The sequence below is a fragment of the Actinocrinis sp. genome, assembly GCF_035946395.1.
In the GTDB taxonomy this organism is placed as follows: Bacteria; Actinomycetota; Actinomycetes; order Streptomycetales; family Catenulisporaceae; genus Actinocrinis.
Window position 1 is genome coordinate 1 of record NZ_DASYZI010000146.1, and the last position, 14,721, is coordinate 14,721.

Annotated in this window: 15 protein-coding genes and 1 pseudogene; 1 reads left to right on the forward strand and 15 read right to left on the reverse strand. The window is 71.9% G+C overall.

Annotated features, from left to right (window positions below; translation table 11 throughout):
* Positions 1–874: Gfo/Idh/MocA family protein (locus VGS97_RS09375; RefSeq protein ID WP_326852920.1), on the reverse strand; the 874-nt coding region annotated here is incomplete at its 3' end.
* 236 nt (positions 875–1,110) lie between these two features.
* Between VGS97_RS09375 and VGS97_RS09380 the strand changes: the two genes are divergently transcribed.
* Positions 1,111–1,746: a TetR/AcrR family transcriptional regulator gene (locus tag VGS97_RS09380; protein ID WP_326852921.1), complete on the forward strand. Its 636-nt coding sequence runs from the start codon at positions 1,111–1,113 to the stop codon at positions 1,744–1,746.
* A gap of 47 nt (positions 1,747–1,793) precedes the next feature.
* Here the strand turns inward: VGS97_RS09380 and VGS97_RS09385 are convergent, their stop codons facing one another.
* From VGS97_RS09385 to VGS97_RS09450, 14 genes and pseudogenes are all read right to left on the reverse strand, one after another.
* Positions 1,794–3,017, reverse strand: coding sequence for an NADase-type glycan-binding domain-containing protein (locus tag VGS97_RS09385; protein WP_326852922.1), 1,224 nt, complete (start codon positions 3,015–3,017; stop codon positions 1,794–1,796).
* Positions 3,014–3,736, reverse strand: a complete 723-nt coding sequence (locus VGS97_RS09390; RefSeq protein ID WP_326852923.1) for a phage tail protein — start codon at positions 3,734–3,736, stop codon at positions 3,014–3,016. The genes VGS97_RS09385 and VGS97_RS09390 overlap by 4 nt, the downstream gene beginning before the upstream one ends.
* Positions 3,737–5,728 carry a putative baseplate assembly protein gene (locus tag VGS97_RS09395; protein WP_326852924.1) on the reverse strand — a complete coding sequence of 664 codons (1,992 nt, stop codon included), beginning with the start codon at positions 5,726–5,728 and terminating at the stop codon, positions 3,737–3,739. It abuts the gene before it with no gap.
* 7 nt (positions 5,729–5,735) lie between these two features.
* Complete coding sequence (locus tag VGS97_RS09400; protein WP_326852925.1) at positions 5,736–6,140, reverse strand: GPW/gp25 family protein; 405 nt, start codon at positions 6,138–6,140, stop codon at positions 5,736–5,738.
* Between the two features lies 1 nt (position 6,141).
* Entirely contained in the window at positions 6,142–6,534 is a 393-nt protein-coding gene (locus tag VGS97_RS09405) for a PAAR domain-containing protein (RefSeq protein WP_326852926.1), read from the reverse strand.
* Between the two features lie 66 nt (positions 6,535–6,600).
* On the reverse strand, positions 6,601–8,373 hold the full coding sequence (locus VGS97_RS09410; RefSeq protein ID WP_326852927.1) for a VgrG-related protein: 1,773 nt from the start codon (positions 8,371–8,373) through the stop codon (positions 6,601–6,603).
* On the reverse strand, positions 8,370–9,059 hold the full coding sequence (locus tag VGS97_RS09415) for a hypothetical protein (RefSeq protein WP_326852928.1): 690 nt from the start codon (positions 9,057–9,059) through the stop codon (positions 8,370–8,372). Before VGS97_RS09415 ends, VGS97_RS09410 begins: the two co-directional genes overlap by 4 nt.
* The gene (locus tag VGS97_RS09420; protein ID WP_326852929.1) at positions 9,056–9,496 is read right to left on the reverse strand and encodes a phage tail protein; all 441 of its coding nucleotides are present in this window, start codon (positions 9,494–9,496) and stop codon (positions 9,056–9,058) included. The genes VGS97_RS09415 and VGS97_RS09420 overlap by 4 nt, the downstream gene beginning before the upstream one ends.
* A 47-nt stretch (positions 9,497–9,543) precedes the next feature.
* Complete coding sequence (locus tag VGS97_RS09425) at positions 9,544–11,460, reverse strand: hypothetical protein (protein WP_326852930.1); 1,917 nt, start codon at positions 11,458–11,460, stop codon at positions 9,544–9,546.
* 4 nt (positions 11,461–11,464) lie between these two features.
* Positions 11,465–11,686, reverse strand: a complete 222-nt coding sequence (locus VGS97_RS09430) for a DUF6760 family protein (protein ID WP_326852931.1) — start codon at positions 11,684–11,686, stop codon at positions 11,465–11,467.
* A complete protein-coding gene (locus VGS97_RS09435) occupies positions 11,683–12,123 on the reverse strand; it encodes a hypothetical protein (RefSeq protein WP_326852932.1) in 441 nt (146 codons plus the stop codon). The genes VGS97_RS09430 and VGS97_RS09435 overlap by 4 nt, the downstream gene beginning before the upstream one ends.
* On the reverse strand, positions 12,123–12,563 hold the full coding sequence (locus VGS97_RS09440) for a phage tail protein (protein WP_326852933.1): 441 nt from the start codon (positions 12,561–12,563) through the stop codon (positions 12,123–12,125). Before VGS97_RS09440 ends, VGS97_RS09435 begins: the two co-directional genes overlap by 1 nt.
* 37 nt (positions 12,564–12,600) lie before the next feature.
* Positions 12,601–14,133 (reverse strand): phage tail sheath family protein, encoded by a 1,533-nt coding sequence (locus VGS97_RS09445; RefSeq protein WP_326852934.1) that lies wholly within the window; start codon positions 14,131–14,133, stop codon positions 12,601–12,603.
* A 269-nt stretch (positions 14,134–14,402) separates the two neighbouring features.
* Positions 14,403–14,721, reverse strand: a pseudogene (locus VGS97_RS09450) (hypothetical protein); the annotation flags it as partial.

Below are 14,721 nucleotides of genomic sequence, written 5' to 3' on the forward strand. Positions count from 1 at the left end.
GGTCGTCTGCGCCCCAGTTCGGGTCGCCTGGGCGCATGCCGCTGCGTAGTGCGTCTTCCTGCACGTCCAGGCCGTATTTCACGTACGCGGCTTTTGAGCCCAGGACTCTGAAGCGCGGGCCGGAGTTGCTGGCGACCGAACTCATCCACAGGTGGGAGCGCACGCCGCTGTCGTGCTGGAGCGCTACGAACGTGTCGTCGTCCGACTTCACCGCGTCGCGTCGAACGTCCATTTCCGCGTGCACGACCGTCGCTGGGCCGAAGAGTTGCAGGGCTTGGTCGACTACGTGGCTGCCCAGGTCGTAGAGCAGACCGGCGGCGTCTTCGGCTCCGCCGGTCTCGCGCCAGCCGCCCTTGGGGGTCGGGCGCCAGCGTTCGAACCGAGATTCGAACCGGGCGATCTCGCCCAGCCGGCCCTCGTCGATCAGGCGGCGCACCGTCCGGAAGTCGCCGTCCCAGCGGCGGTTCTGGAAGACCGAGAGCATTCGGCCGGCCTGTTGCGCGGCCTTGAGCAGGTCGGCGGCTTGAGCGGCGGTCGGGGTCATCGGCTTGTCGATGACCACTGGCAGGCCGGCACGCAGCGCCGTGTGCGCAAGCGGGGCGTGGGAACTGTTGGGGGTGGCGATTACGACGAGGTCGGCGGCCTTGGCCTTGTTGGCAGCTGTGTGTTCGGCGAACAGGTCGTCGGCGTGGGCGAACACGCGCACACCGGGATGCTCGGCGCGTGCCTGCTCCGCGCGTTGCGCCGAACCGGTGACCACCGCCGCGACGCGCATGCGGGGTTCCGCCGCGACCAGCGGGGCGTGGAAGACCGCCCCGGCGAGGCCGTAGCCGATGATTGCGACATCGAGTTGTGACGAACCTGAGTCTGGCATGCCGGTAGCCAATCACATCCGCCGGTTCGTCACATACCGCGCACATGCCCGGAACGGGCGGTTGTCGGCCGACAGGCAATCGTTTGCAGAATCGAAGATGAAGGGTGCACGTTGGTCCGCTGCCGCTAGGCTGAATTCGTACACACAAACGCTAATGCGGTTAAGCTATTTATCCGTGCATCCGGGGTTTTGGTATCCAAAACGGCGTTATCCAAGACATCAGGAGCTCCTCAACGGTGAGCACGCTCGACGTCGGGCCGGTACGCCGAAGGCCGATGCAGCGGCGCAGCGTGGAACGCTTCGAGCGGATGCTCGACGCCTGCGCGCAACTGCTCGACGAGGTCGGATACGACGATCTGACGACCAGTCAGGTGGCGAAGCGGGCCAGAGTGCCGATCGGCACCCTGTACCAGTTCTTCGACGGCAAGGCGGCGCTCACCCGGGCGCTGGCCCGGCGCAACCTCGACCTGTTCCTCGACCGGCTGCACGCCAGGTTCGCCGAGGTTCCCGTGGTGGCCACCTGGGCCGACGCGGCCGCCGAGGTGGTCGGCGAGTTCGTGGCGATGAAGCGCGAGGTGCCCGGCTTCGCCGCCGTGGACTTCGGCGACACGCGCCCCGGCCGGCACTTCCTGCTCGACGCCGAACGCGAGCTTGAGAACAGCCAGGTGGTCGCCGAACGGCTCAAGCGGCTCGGCCTTGAGCACCTGGGCCTGCCCGACGCGCCCCGCCTCGACCGGGCGCTGCTGGTCGCGGTCGAGGCGGTGGACGGCGTGCTGCGCATGGCGTTCCGGTTCGGGCCCGACGGTGATCCGGACCTGATCGCGGAGGCCGAGATCCTGCTGCGCGAGTATCTCAGTGCCCGGCTGCCGTGAGGGCGCGACCCGGCGCACGGCAGCCGGACGGTGTGGCCGCTGCCGGGTCAGGACTTGACGAAGAACTCGATGTCCCGGATCGCGATGTCGTGCTTCTGCTGGCCCGGGTACGAATCCTTCACCGTGAACGTGACCGTGGTGACGTGGCGCAGTGTTATCGCACGGTTCTGGAAGTCGGCGGAGTCGTCGAACGACAGCACGGTGTCGGGCGTGCCCGCGGCGCTCACGATCAGGTCGTGCGGCCTGGCCGAGGCGTGGAAGTTCTGCGTGTCCGCGCCGGACAGGATGCCGATCTGGTCGATGTTCACCGGTGAGGCGAACGTCACGGTCAGGACGTCGCCGACACCGTCGGTGTGCAACTCGCTGGCCCAGTAGGTGTTCTTGAGCCCGTCGATCGCGAGACCCGCGCCGTGGTCGTCCTCGGACGAGGCGGTCGCGCCGACCGGGGTGACGCTCGCATAGTGCTGATTGACCTTCGCCTTGGCCAGGCCGAGCAGGCTCCCGGCCTCCGAGGTCACCCAGGCGCGCGCCGGGCCGAGCCCGATGCCGAGGAGCCCGGCGATGATCAGCAGCGGGGCGAACTTGCCGAGCTTGATGTGTCGCGGCAGGCGCAGACGGCGCTTGTGCGGCGCGTCCCCGGAGGCCTGACTCTTGCCGCCGGCGGCGTGGTGGTCGCGGAAGCCGGCGGGTCGCTCCCCGGCCGCGAAGTCGCGGCGGCGGCCGAGCAGCCGGTCGATCAGGCGCTGCCACCAACTGCGACGCTCCTCGACGGGGACGGCCGGAAGTTGCAGCATCGCGCCGCACGAACGGCAGAACCGGCGCCCCTCCGGGTTGCGCACGCCGCAGGCCTGGCAGTACAAGCCCGTGTATTCGGGCTCTTGCATCGCCGGGACCGGATCGGTGCGCTGTGCCTCGACGGTGGGGAGCCAGCCCCCGGGCTGTGATGGCGTCTCGGCGCCGCTCGCGGACGATGCGACGGGTTGGCCGGGCCGCACGGCTTCCGGCTGACGCGGCGGGGGCGCCGAGGCCGGCGCCTGAGCCGCCGGCTGCGCCGATCCGGGCGTCCAGACCTTCGCACCGCCCGGCGCGGCGGCGCTCGCCGCGGGATCCGGCTTCGCCGCCCGGCGGGCCTGCTCGGCCGCCGCGGCCGGCGTGAGCGGCAGGATCCTGGTGTCGACCCGTTCGCCCGACCAGTCCAGCAGCGCTCCGCAGGAGGAGCAGAAGCCGTCCCGCGACGGCGCGCTGTTCCCGCACTCCTGACACAGAATCATGATTCGCCTCCGTATGACCTCGCCCCGGGCGGCCGCTCCCGGCCGGACCGTGCGTCCCCTGCCGCCACCAACTCCACTTCGATGCCGCAGTGCACCCCGGCCGTCGCCTCGATCGCGGCGCGCACTGCGGCGAGAACCTTCTCCGAGTCCTGACGTGCACGTGCCCGGCTCGCGGCCGCGCGGCTGCCCTCGGAGCCGCCCGTGGCGGACCGGTCCGCGCCGGCCGTCGCCGCCTGCCGGGTCGGCAGCGGCATCGTCACGCGTACGCGCGGCGCCGTGTGCGGCCAGTCGGCGATCACGCCGCCGGGCAGCGTCGACCATCTGGTGCCGCCCGGATCGTCCAGTTCCACCTGTTCCACCGGCACCCCGGCGGCATGCGCCGCCGCCTCGCGCACCGTCGGCGCGGTGCCGCGCCGCGCGTGGTCGCGCACCGCGCCGGCGATGCGCCCGCGCTCGGCGCTCGTGCCGCGCCTGCTGACCGGCTCCTGGTACCCGACCAGGTCGGCGAGCCAGGGCAGGAAATCGGCCGGCGCGAGCCGGGGGTCAAGATACGCGTCGAAGCAGTCCACCGCCGTCACCAGCGGAGCCATCAGGTCGTCGAAGGCGGCGCACAGCTGCATGTACAGCGGGTCCTCCTGGTACACCGCCGGAATCGCCTGGCGCACGGCCGACGTGACGCCGAGCGTGCCCTGGTCCACCTCGCTGATCAGCCCTCTCATTCAGCTCACCCGCACCTGGTGGTCGTAGGAGAAGGGCAGCATGTCCGGGCCGAGCTCGATCGTCGCCGCCGACTCGCCGCGGGCGCCCGTGGTCGGGTCGGCCGGATAGAGCCGCGCTTCCTCGACGTAGTCGGCCCCGGGCACGGCGGCGAGTGCGGCGTGCACGTCCCCGAGCGTGACCGCCCGGCCGAACGGCCAGCCGGCGCCGTCCGGACCGCCTTCGCGGGGGTGCAGCCAGCGGTAAAGCGCTGCGACGGCGGCCGTGCGCACTTCTTCGAGGTCTTCGGTGCGCCGCGAGCGCAGCCTGACCGCCGCCGTCACGCCCTGATACCGCGGCGGCTCGATGGCGATGCGCACGCCGATGAGCCGACGCTGCTCAAGGGCGTCGGCGATGGCGGCCATGCTCGGCTCGTCCGGCGTGAGCGCGTCGAACGGGATGCGCCCGGGTCCGTACCCTGAGACGTCCGGCACGACGAGCACGTGCACCGGCTCGTTCGGTCCCGGCGGCGGCACGCAGCGCACGCGCGCAGCGCCGGAGACCGCGCGCGTCGCGATGGCCTCGTAGTCCTCCGCGGTCACGGCGCGGTCCTGGCCGCGCAGCGCGAGCCCGGCGCGCACCTTCGCCTCCGCGACCGACTCGCCGTCGTGCCCGCCGCGCGCGGGCAGCCGGTTGGTCACCGACGAGACGTACGGGATCGCCGACCGCATCACCGTCAGCCGGCCCGCGCCCACGTTCCCGACCGCGCCGCCGCCGGTCCAGTACCCGCGCATGCGCACGGTCGTGCCCTCCGGCGGCACCTTGCCGTGGCAGCGCACGCTGCCGTCGGCAAGCCGCACCGCCGGACCGAATTCGACGTCTCCGGTCATCGGGTCGAGCGTGTAGTGCCGGTCGTCCCGGCCGCTGCCCGCGAAGTCGGTGACCTGATGCCACTCCAGCCAGCCGTCTTCGGACGAGACCTCGATGACAGCGGGCTCGGAGCCGGGCAGCACCGGCGCGTGGTGCAGGCGGAAGCGCTGCCCGGCGGCGCCTTCGGCCGTGCCGAGCACGTCGTTGGTGATGTGCTCGGCGTGTACGGCGGCGACCGTCCCGCCCATGCAGGCCGCGGTCAGCTTGGTCAGCGTCGGGCTCTTGCTGTAAGCCGGGACCTTCGGCTGCGGCGGCGCTACGACCGCGCGCAGCCAGGCTGCCCGCACGCCGTTGATCAGGCAGTGCGTGTGCTCCGGCGGCAGGTGCAGCAGGATCTCGCCGGGCCGGTTGAGCCCGCCGGTGGTGTCCCGCTCCACCGTGCACCGTGCCCACCCCGAGGCCTGATACGCCTCCCAGTACAGCGGCGGGTGGTCCGGGTCCACGCCGATGCCCTCGACCCGGCTGTCGGTGCGCAGCGAGACGAGGCAGGACGGCGCGGCGTCCGACAGCCCGACGTAGAGCCGGTCGCCGGGCTGCGGGACGGGGGAGAAGCAGGCCGCCGGCTCGCCCTGGCGCATCAGGGGCCGCAGATCGCGCAGGTTGTCGGCGCTGCGGTCCGGGGCGTTCGCCCCCGCCCCGGCCTGCGCCTGGCCGCTGCCGACGGCGGGTGCGGCCCGCAGCTCGGTCAGGCTGACCGGGACGATCCGCAGCTGCGCGAGTGTCGCGAAGCCCACCGGCTCCTCGCCTGGCAGCCGGGGCGTGCCGACCCGGTGGCCGGCCGGGATCACCACGGCGTCGGGGCGCGGCGCGGACAGCTTGAAGGTCAGGTCGGCGCGTGCGGCGCTCGGCGGCCTGCGGGTGATGCCGAGCAGGTCGAGGAACTTGCGGTGGTGCCGCTCGGGGACCTGGTTGAGCCGGTAGGCGAGCTGGTCGGCGATCGTGGCCACGGCCTCGATCAGGGTGATGCCGGGGTCGTGCACGTTGTGGTCGCTCCAGGCCGGGACGCGCCGGCGCAGCAGGCGCTTGGCGTCGTCCACGAAGTCCTGGAAGCGGCGGTCGTCCAGATCGGGTGCGGGCAGCGGCATCGTCGGCTCAGTCCTGGGGGATCGAGTAGAAGGGGAAGACCAGGTTGCGCCGGTCGTTGGTGGCGCTGATCCGGTAGTCCACCGCGATCCGCAGCGTGTGCGGCGCGGCCGGGTCCGGGCTCGCGGTGACCCGCAGCACGTCGATGCGCGGCTCCCAGCGGGTCAGCGCCGCCTCGACCAACGAGCCGACCCGCCCGGCCAGCGAGGCGTCCACGGTGTCGAAGACCAGCTCGTGGATGGGGCAGCCGAACTCGGGGCGCATCGGCCGCTCGCCCGGACTGGTGCCGAGGATCAGCCGGATCGACTCGGCGACGTCGTCGTCCCCGCCGCTCAGCGCGAAGGCGCCGGTGCTGTCGATGCGCAGCGGGAACGCCCAGCCGCGGCCGACGAAGTCGTCGGTGACGGCGTTCATCTCAGCCCCCGATCAGAACGGTCGAGGCGGAGCCGACCAGCGTGCCGGTGGGCTGGCCGCAGCAGGTGGCGCTGTCGCCGGTGCGCGCGGCGGGCACACCGCCGAACAGCACGCTGCTGCTGCCCGCGGCGATGACGGCCTGCTGGGTCGGCGGGGCGAAGAACGGGTCCGCCGGGTGCAGCCAGATGTGCGGCGGCGTGTTCACGCCGGTGGCGCCGACGACGACCGCGGGCGAGCCGCAGACGAGCACCGTCGAGCACACGCCGAGCGTGATCGGCGCGGCGAACGGCAGCGGCGGCGAGGGCTGCGGCGCCCCCGTCGCGGGGTTCGGCATCAGGTGCAGCGAGCAGACCGCGTTGACCTGGTCGCCGCTGACCGCCGCTGGCTGTCCCATGGGTTTCCCCGCCCCTTCCCGTCGTTCCAGGCGAACCGGTTGTCCCGGTTCGATCGGTGTTCTGTACTAGTTCAGTTTGATGACGTCGCCTGACACGCTGACCTGCGGTCCGCCGTCGAGGGACGCCCCGGTGGTCGCGGAGATCTTGACCTCGCCGGCGGCGCTCAGCTTCAGGTCGCCGCCGTTGGCGTTGATCTCCAGGTCGCCGTCGCTGTCGAGCTTGAGCGGCCCGCCCGCGTGGATGGTCACCTGGCCCGAGCCGTCGATCACGATCTTCGTGTTCGACGAGTCGAGGGTGATCACGGCCGAGCCGTCGCCGGTGGCCAGATGGATCTGCGACTCCTGATCGTCGTCGCTGAACACCAGGCGATGCCCGGCACGCGAGCCGAGCACCCGGCGCTGCACCTGGCCGGCGTCGCCGTCGACCAGTTGTTCGTTGAGCATGGCGTGATCGGCGCCGTTGTAGAGCCCGCCGAGCACGTACGGGTCGCGCACGTCTCCGTGCACGAATCCGACCAGCACTTCGTCGCCGACTTCGGGCAGCCAGGCCAAGCCGCGCCCGTCGCCGGCGCCGGGCTGTGCGACCCGGGCCCACCAGGACTCGTAGTCGTCGGACAGCCAGGGGAAGCAGACCTTGACCCGGAAGCGCTGATCCGGGTCGTTGATGTCGGTGACCTGGCCGATGACCAGGCCCGGCCACGGACGGCCGCTGCCGCGGTGCCCGTGTTTCGTCGCGCCGAGCGAGGCCAGGCCGAGCAGCGTGCGTTCCTGCCGGCCGCTGACCGTGAACTCGGTGTGGTAGCCGGTCTCGTCGTAGCGGTGGCGCGCGCCGGACAGGACATAGTCGCCGTCGTGCGGCCAGCCGGCGCCGCTCACCGAGACGGCGGTGCCGGGCAGCAGTTTCGGGTCGCCGAGCGCGAGGCCGGTCATCTCGGCGTGCGCGCCCGCGATCTGCTCGGCAACGGCCGCCGCGACCGCGTCCGCCTCCTGTTCGTCGCGCACCGGCCGGTCCGCGACCAGGAACGGTGCCGCGGAGAAGCGGCCGGCCAACTCGCCCGGATGAGCACCCGAATTCGCGCTCACCGTCGCGGTCGTGGCGCTGCCGCGCACCGGACGCTTGGTCTCCGGATCCCAGCCGCGCACCCACACCTCGCCGACCTGCTCGGCCGCGGTCACCCGGGGCGCGAGCCGCAGCAGGTTCGTGCCGAGCAGCAGCTGCGAGGGCTGCGGCGGGGTGTCGGCGTCGTCGAGCGGTCCGGGCGCGGTGTCGTGCGAGACCGGGGCGTGCCAGACCAGCCGTCCGTCGACGACCGCGACCTCGCGGCCCCGCTCGTTCGCCCGCGCGCGCAGGAACTCCCAGTCGGTGAGGTTCACCTGGCCGACGTGCGGGTGCACGGCGCCGTCGTCGTCCACGCTGCCGAGTGCGATGGCTGAGTCGGCGGCGACGCGCCGCACTATGTCGCCGTCGGTGGCATCCAGGAAGGTGCGGGTGCGCCGCCCGCGGCACAGCCGGTGCGAGAGGTCGTAGCCGCGCACGATCGTCCACGTGCCGGTGGCGTCGGTGTCCTGCTCCAGGCCGGTGACCTCGCCGACGATCAGCTTGCCGTCGCTGTCGCCGCCGTCCGCCGCGGTGGCCGAGATCTCGATCCGGCTGCCGAAGTCGATCCCCGCCCGGCGCACGATGTTCCGGCCCTGGTCGAGGAATTCGAGGGCGAACATGTCCGGCAGATGCAGCTGCGCGTCGATCAGCACCTTGATGAGCGAGGGCAGCACGGCGTCCGCCAGCGGTGAGCCGTCCACCGTGATCCGCGGCGTGCTGCCGTAGCCGGGCGAGCTCATCGCGGATCGCCCCCGACCGCGGCCAGCGCCACCGCTTGCGCGCGCGGCGGTAGCAGGAGCCTGGTTCCCGGCGGCACCCGACCCGGGTCCTCGACGTCGTTCGCGATGGCGACGGCGCGCCACAGCGCCGCGTCGCCGTATTCGCGCTGCGCGATGGAGGCCAGCGAATCGGCCTGCGAGGTCTGGACCGAGCGCCGGCCGGTGATGCCCCCGGAGGTCGGGTTGGTGCCCTGGACCTCGGTCGGCAGGGTCTGGATCATCACCGTCGCGGTGGCCCGCACCGGCGCGCCGGCCGGGTTGAACAGCAGGTATTCGATCTCGACGTTCTGCAGAAAGCCCGTGACCATCGCGTTCGCGCCCCACTCGAAGCTGATCACGGGTGGTTGCGGATGCAGCGGGTCCTGCGGGTTCTTGACCGGGCAGGTCCATGCGAAGAGCGTCTTGACGGCTTCGGGGACCGCGGTCGCGGCCGGTGCGCCCGTGCGGTCGAAGGCGTTGAACAGCAGATTGATGGTGAGCGTCTGCGGACCGGTGCCGACGAACTGCGGCTTGGGGTGGTCCTTGGCGTTCTTGGCCCGCGGCGTCTGCCAGCTGGTGGACTTGGCCAGCTTCACGGTCGAGGGGTTGAACTCGCAGGTGAGCAGGCTTTGGTCGTGGTTGTTGCGCAGCAGCGCGAACGTGGTCATGACATGAACCCCCGGTGCGAGAGTTCGAGCGACTCGTGCGCGATCCCGTCGGCCTCCTCGCCGACCGTGGTCAGGCTCGGCCCTGAGTACTTGATCGGCCAGGCGTCGGTGAGCGTCCAGGAGGACACCGACTCGCCGTTGCCGTCGTAGAGCGTGATGGTCACGTGCTTGGGCTGCGGCTTGGTCGCCTGGGCGGCGAACCATTGCAGGACCTTCTTGCTGTCCTTGTCGACCGGCCGGGTCAGCTTGACGTTGGTGTAGGAGGCGTGTCCGGCCAGCGTGACCACCGGTCCGTCGCCGCCGCCCTCCTTCCAGGTGTAGGCCTCGTATTCGGCGTCCAGACCCGCGCAGCCGGTGAACAGCGCGATCTGCTCGCCGTCCACCTCCACGCCGAAGCGCCAGGCGAGCCCGGCCATCCCGAGGCTGTCGGTCGCCATGTGCTCGTGTCCTTTCGTGCCGGGGGCGGGTGTCGGGTCGGCAGGGGTCAGGTCAGGTCGGTGAGGAACTGGGCGCGTTCCCGGTCGATCAGCAGCTCGCCGGCCAGGTGCCGCGAGAAGCGGCCGTACAGCTGCCGGGCGAGCGTGTCGAGCGCGGCGTGATCGTTGGCCGCGGTCGAAGCCGAGGCCGAGGTGGCTGCGGAGGCCGCGGCGAGCGCCTGGCTCGCAAGGCTTTGATGCGGCGACCCGCCGCCCGATATCGCGTTCATCACCGGCGCGACGGCGGCCGACGTCTCGCGAACGGCCTGTTGGACGGTCGAGCGCGAGGAGGGCGCCGCGAGCGCCGAGGGAGAAGCGGCAGCTTGCGATGCAGCCTGAGCAAGCGCGCCGATGGTGGACGCCGACGGAGCGTTCACGGACCCAGCACCGCCGAACGGGGTGTTGGCGGGCGGCATATTGATGGACGGCGTATTGATGAGCGGCGCGTTGACGGACGGAGTGTTGACGGATGGAGCGTTGGCGAAGGCGCCGGCGAACGAACCGACGATCGATTCCGTGGCGCGCACCGGCTGATCGACTGGCGCGGTCGGCGCCTGCAAGATGTTGATCGGTTCGGTGGCCGCGGCGAACCGGGTCGCCGAGACCAGCGGGGCGACTCGTGACGTCGTGGGTGGCGCGATCGGCGCCGGGCCGGGATGCGTTGGCGTTGCCTCGGACATGAGACTGGCCAAGTCGGTTGGCAGCGCGCCCTCGCCAGCAGGCATCGGCGCGGACGCAGGTGTGGATCCGGGCCCGGACGGCATGGACGTCGTCCCTGCCGCAGGCTCCAGAGCGTCCGGCGTCGTCGACGAATCCCTGATCGACGAAGACACAGCCACAGAACCGAGTTCGGAGCCCGATTCCGGCTGCGTCCGTGGCCCGCTGAGGTCAGAGGGGCCCGCGGTCGGCGTCGTCGGTACTCCCGGAGCCGGAGCTGGAGTGGGCATCGGTGGTTGCTCAGGCACAGGTCCGACTGTTGTGGCGGCTCCGGTCAACGGTTGCGCCGTGATACGGGAAACGGCAGTGCGGGAAACGAGGGGCGCAACGGCCGGGGTGGACCCGAGCGGGTCCGGCCCCGGCCGCGCCTCGCGGGGTGTGAGCAGCGCTCCGGGCCCGGTGGTCGAAGTGCTCGGCGGGGATTCGAGCGTCTCCGATTCCGGCCCGATGGTCACACCCGGGACAGGCGGCGCGGCGGCCTGGCCGTCGGTCACGTCCGCGGGAACGGGGCGAGGGTCCCGCGCCTCGACGGCGAGGCCTGCGTCTTGCGGCGCCTGGCGAGTCTGGGCCGCGTCCAGCGAGGCATTGCTCGGGGACACGGAAGTCTGAAGTGAGACGGGGCTCTGTGGCGAGACCGGAGCCAGTGATGCAGGCACGGCCTCTGGTGTGGCTGCGCTGATTTGGTACTGCCGAGCGGCGCTCCCGGCTGGATTGGAGCCTGGTGAAGCGGAGCTCGTCGCCGTGCGGCCGGCGGCGGCTGGGCGCGTCGCCGTGAGCGCCTGCGGTGCGGCCGTGCTCGCGAGGGCTGTGCCCACGAGGCCGGCCCCTTGGGGTGCGACAGCGGCCGGTGCGCTCAGGCCACTGATGTCGGGCGTCCGCCACACCAGATCCGCCGGCCGCGTGTCCAACGGGTCGACCGTGCGGGCCACACCGCTGACCAGGCCGCCGGGCACGTCCGTGCGCACGTCGTGGCCGAGCGCGCCGAGTGCCGGGGGAGTGTGCCAACGCGTCGGCAGCGAACGGCTGAAGCCGGTGTCCGTGACGGTCGGCATCGCGCCGAGCGCTGGCTCGATGCCCGGCAGGTCGCGCCATCCCGGGGCGGCAGCGGCCTGGACCTCGGGCGCCTGCGGCTCGGGCTGGGCGTTCGAAACCTGCTCGGGTCCGGCCGGGTCACCGGCGGACGACGGACGACGGAAAGGCCAGCGCATCGGGTCACCAGCCGTCCCCGGCCGAGCTGTTCGCTCCGGCGCCGACACCGGCCCGGCCGAACTGCTCTTCCGCCTGGGCGTTGACCGCGGCGTTCATCCCGGCGATCCGGGACACGAAGTCCCGGCGCAGCGGGTGTTCGAGGTCGAGGATCTGGTCGAACGACCAGTGGAAGTGGTAGGCGACGTACGACACTTCCTCCATCAGCAGGTCCGTGCCGTACGTCACGATTCCCCCAGGCGGCTCGCCGCGGGGCCGGAGGTGTCCACCGCGAACTCGTGCTCGCAGGACGGGCAGGCCACCGCGATGCGGGTGTGCCCCTCCGCGTTGATCCGCCGGTACAGGTCCTGAAGGAACGCCAGGTCGGCCGCGAACATGTTCTCGACCACGCCCGGGTTGATCGGCGAGACCTCGCCGAGCGACGTGATCACCCGGCTGAGCAGGATCACGGTCAGGTACGCCTCGTTCTCGCGCACCCTCGGGTCGCGCAGCGGCAGGATCTCGTCGCGCGCCGTCGCCAGCCGCATCGTGCCCTGGCGGTGCGCCGTGCCGTCGCTGTCCACGTAGCCGACCGGGAGAGTGAACGCGAACTGCGTGCGCACTGTCGCCGAACCCTGCCCCGCCGACCCGGCGGTCCCCACCGCCGTAGCCGCCCCGATCGGCATCACTTCACCTCAAGCCGTTCGATCGTGATGACCACGGATTCGAGCAGCACCTGGTCGCCGCCGGCGGTCAGCTTGCCGACCTCGACCTTCGACGGCCAGCCCTGGAAGAAGTTGAACCGGCTGACCTCGCCGTGCGCCAGGTCGTAGAGGATGACCGCGCCGTCCTTGCGGGCCTCGTCGATCTTGCCCTCCTGGACCGTCTTGATCCAGTTCCAGAACGCCGGGTCGTTGACCTTGCCCCGGGACAGGTGGATGTCCTCGTACTTGACCGAGCCGGGCAGCTTCTGGAGCACCGGCAGGCCGCCGGCCTTGTTCGCCCGGTTCTCGATCACCCCGACCGTGATGCCGAGGCCGTTGACCTCCTTGAACTGCGCGATCGTCAGACTGTCGATCTCCACTGCGAAGCTGTAGTTCGTCAGCGGATCGGTGATCCCCGCCATCGGTGTTCTCCTACCTCACTGCGCTTGTTGCGGGCGACTACTCGGACAGGGCGGTGCCGGTGGGCAGCTGGGCCAGCCGGAAGACCACGAACTCGGCGGGCTTGACCACGGCCAGGCCGATCTCGCAGACCAGCCGGCCGATCTCGATCGACTCGGAGGGGTTCGTCTCGTCGTCGCACTTGACGTAGAAGGCCTGCTCCATCGTGTCGCCGAACAGCCCGCCGTCCTGCCACACGGTGAACAGGAACGAACGCAGCGTTCTGATGACGCGCTCCCACAGGCTCTTGTCGTTGGGCTCGAACACCACCCACTGGGTGCCGAGCCGCACCGAGGACTCCACGTAGTTGTAGAGACGCCGGACGTTGATGTACCGCCAGGACGGGTCGCTGCTCAGTGTCCTGGCTCCCCACACGCGGATGCCGCGGCCGGGGAAGGCCCGGATGCAGTTCACGCCGACCGGGTTGAGGTTGTCCTGCTCGGGGCGGGTCAGCGCCACGCCGACGCCGATCGCGCCGCGCACCACCTCGTTGGCGGGCGCCTTGTGCACGCCGCGGGTCGCGTCGTTGCGTGCCCAGATCCCGGCCAGGTGGCCGCTCGGCGGCAGCGCCATGGTCTTTCCGTCCGGGCCGAGCACCTTGAGCCAGGGCCAGTAGAGCGCGGCGAACTTCGAGTCGTATCCGGCCTCGTTCATCCGCCACTCGCGCACCTGCTGCGGGTTGAGGTCCGGCAGCGGGTCGAGGATCGCCATCCGGTCGCCCATCAGCTCGCAGTGCGCGATCATCGCGGTCTGCACCGCGCGCACGCCGTCCCGGTCGATCCGCCCGGCGAGGTACGCGGCCATCAGGTCGGGGACGGCGACCATGGTCACCGTGTCCACCGCCTCCAGGCCGCCGAAGCCGGTGCGGTCCGCGCTGCTGCCGACGTAGTCGGCCGGGTTCACCGCGACCTCGGCGCCCGGCCGCTCGGCGAGCGTCACCACGACGTTCGCCGGACGGCGGTCGGCCGTCGCGCCGTGCGCGGGCGCCTCGACCAGTTCGATCAGCGCCGAGGATGCGTTGACCTGCGTCACCACGTTGGTCCGGCCGCGCCGGGTGGTGACCGGCTCGAAGACCTCCTCGCGTCCGGCGCCGCGCACCACGAGCTTGAACGCGTCCTCGGGCGCACCCTCCGCCGTGGCGTCCGCGACCTCGACGGTCACCTCGCCGCGCACGGCGGGGTCCTTGACGGTGGCCACGTACGCGACGGCGCCGGGGGCGGTGGCGGACGGCAGTTCGGCCCGCGCCGCGCCGGGTGCGCCGGTGCCGGGCGCCCCGCCGACGCGCACGACGTACGCCTGGCCGCCGCCGTTGAGGAAGTACCCGAAGACGGCGTGGCCGAGGAAGGTGCCCGGGGCCGGCTCGCCGAAGACCGTCGTGTACTGAGTCCAGTTGGTCACCAGGGTCGGGGCGTGCAGCGGGCCGTCCGCGCTGAAGCCGACGAACGCCGCGACCGCGGTGCCGACTCCCTCGATGGGGCGGGTGCCTGCCTCCAACTCCTCGATGTAGACGCCCGGGGACTGGTAGTTGGGCATGGCTGCGGTTTCCTTCCTCACACCCGCCGGGCGGGCTGGAGTCTCGTGTCCTGCTCGTGCAATGCGATGGGGGCCGACGCCCGGGGCGCGCGCTGGTTCGGCCGCCGGTATCGGGCCGGCGGGACCAGCGGCCGCGCATCAGTTGCCGTCGAAGCGCCGTCAGCGCCGTGGAACGCCGCTGTGGCAGGCCGACGGCGGCATGTCCGGCAGCGGCATGTCAGCCGTCTGCGCTCCGGACGCCGGCGCCCGCTATTGCGGACGCGGTGAGTTCAGTAGTCCGCGCCGCCGTCGCCGCCGCTCATGTCGTAACCGCCGTCGCCGCCACCGTCGCCGTAGTCGCCGCCACCGGCGTCCATGCCGGGGTCGCCGCCGCTCATGTCGCCGCCGCCGAGCCCGCCATCCCCGAGTCCGCCGCCGAGTCCGCCATCGTCCAGGCCGCCGCCGAGTCCGCTGTCGTCGCTGGGGTTCAGGAGGTTGTACGCGGCGTCGCCGAGGGCGTTGCCGGCGTCCTGCACGCCATGCTCGATGGTGTGGCTGATGTCGTCCGAGGTCGGCAGGCCGAAGGCCGGGGCCGCCGCGTCGTAGACG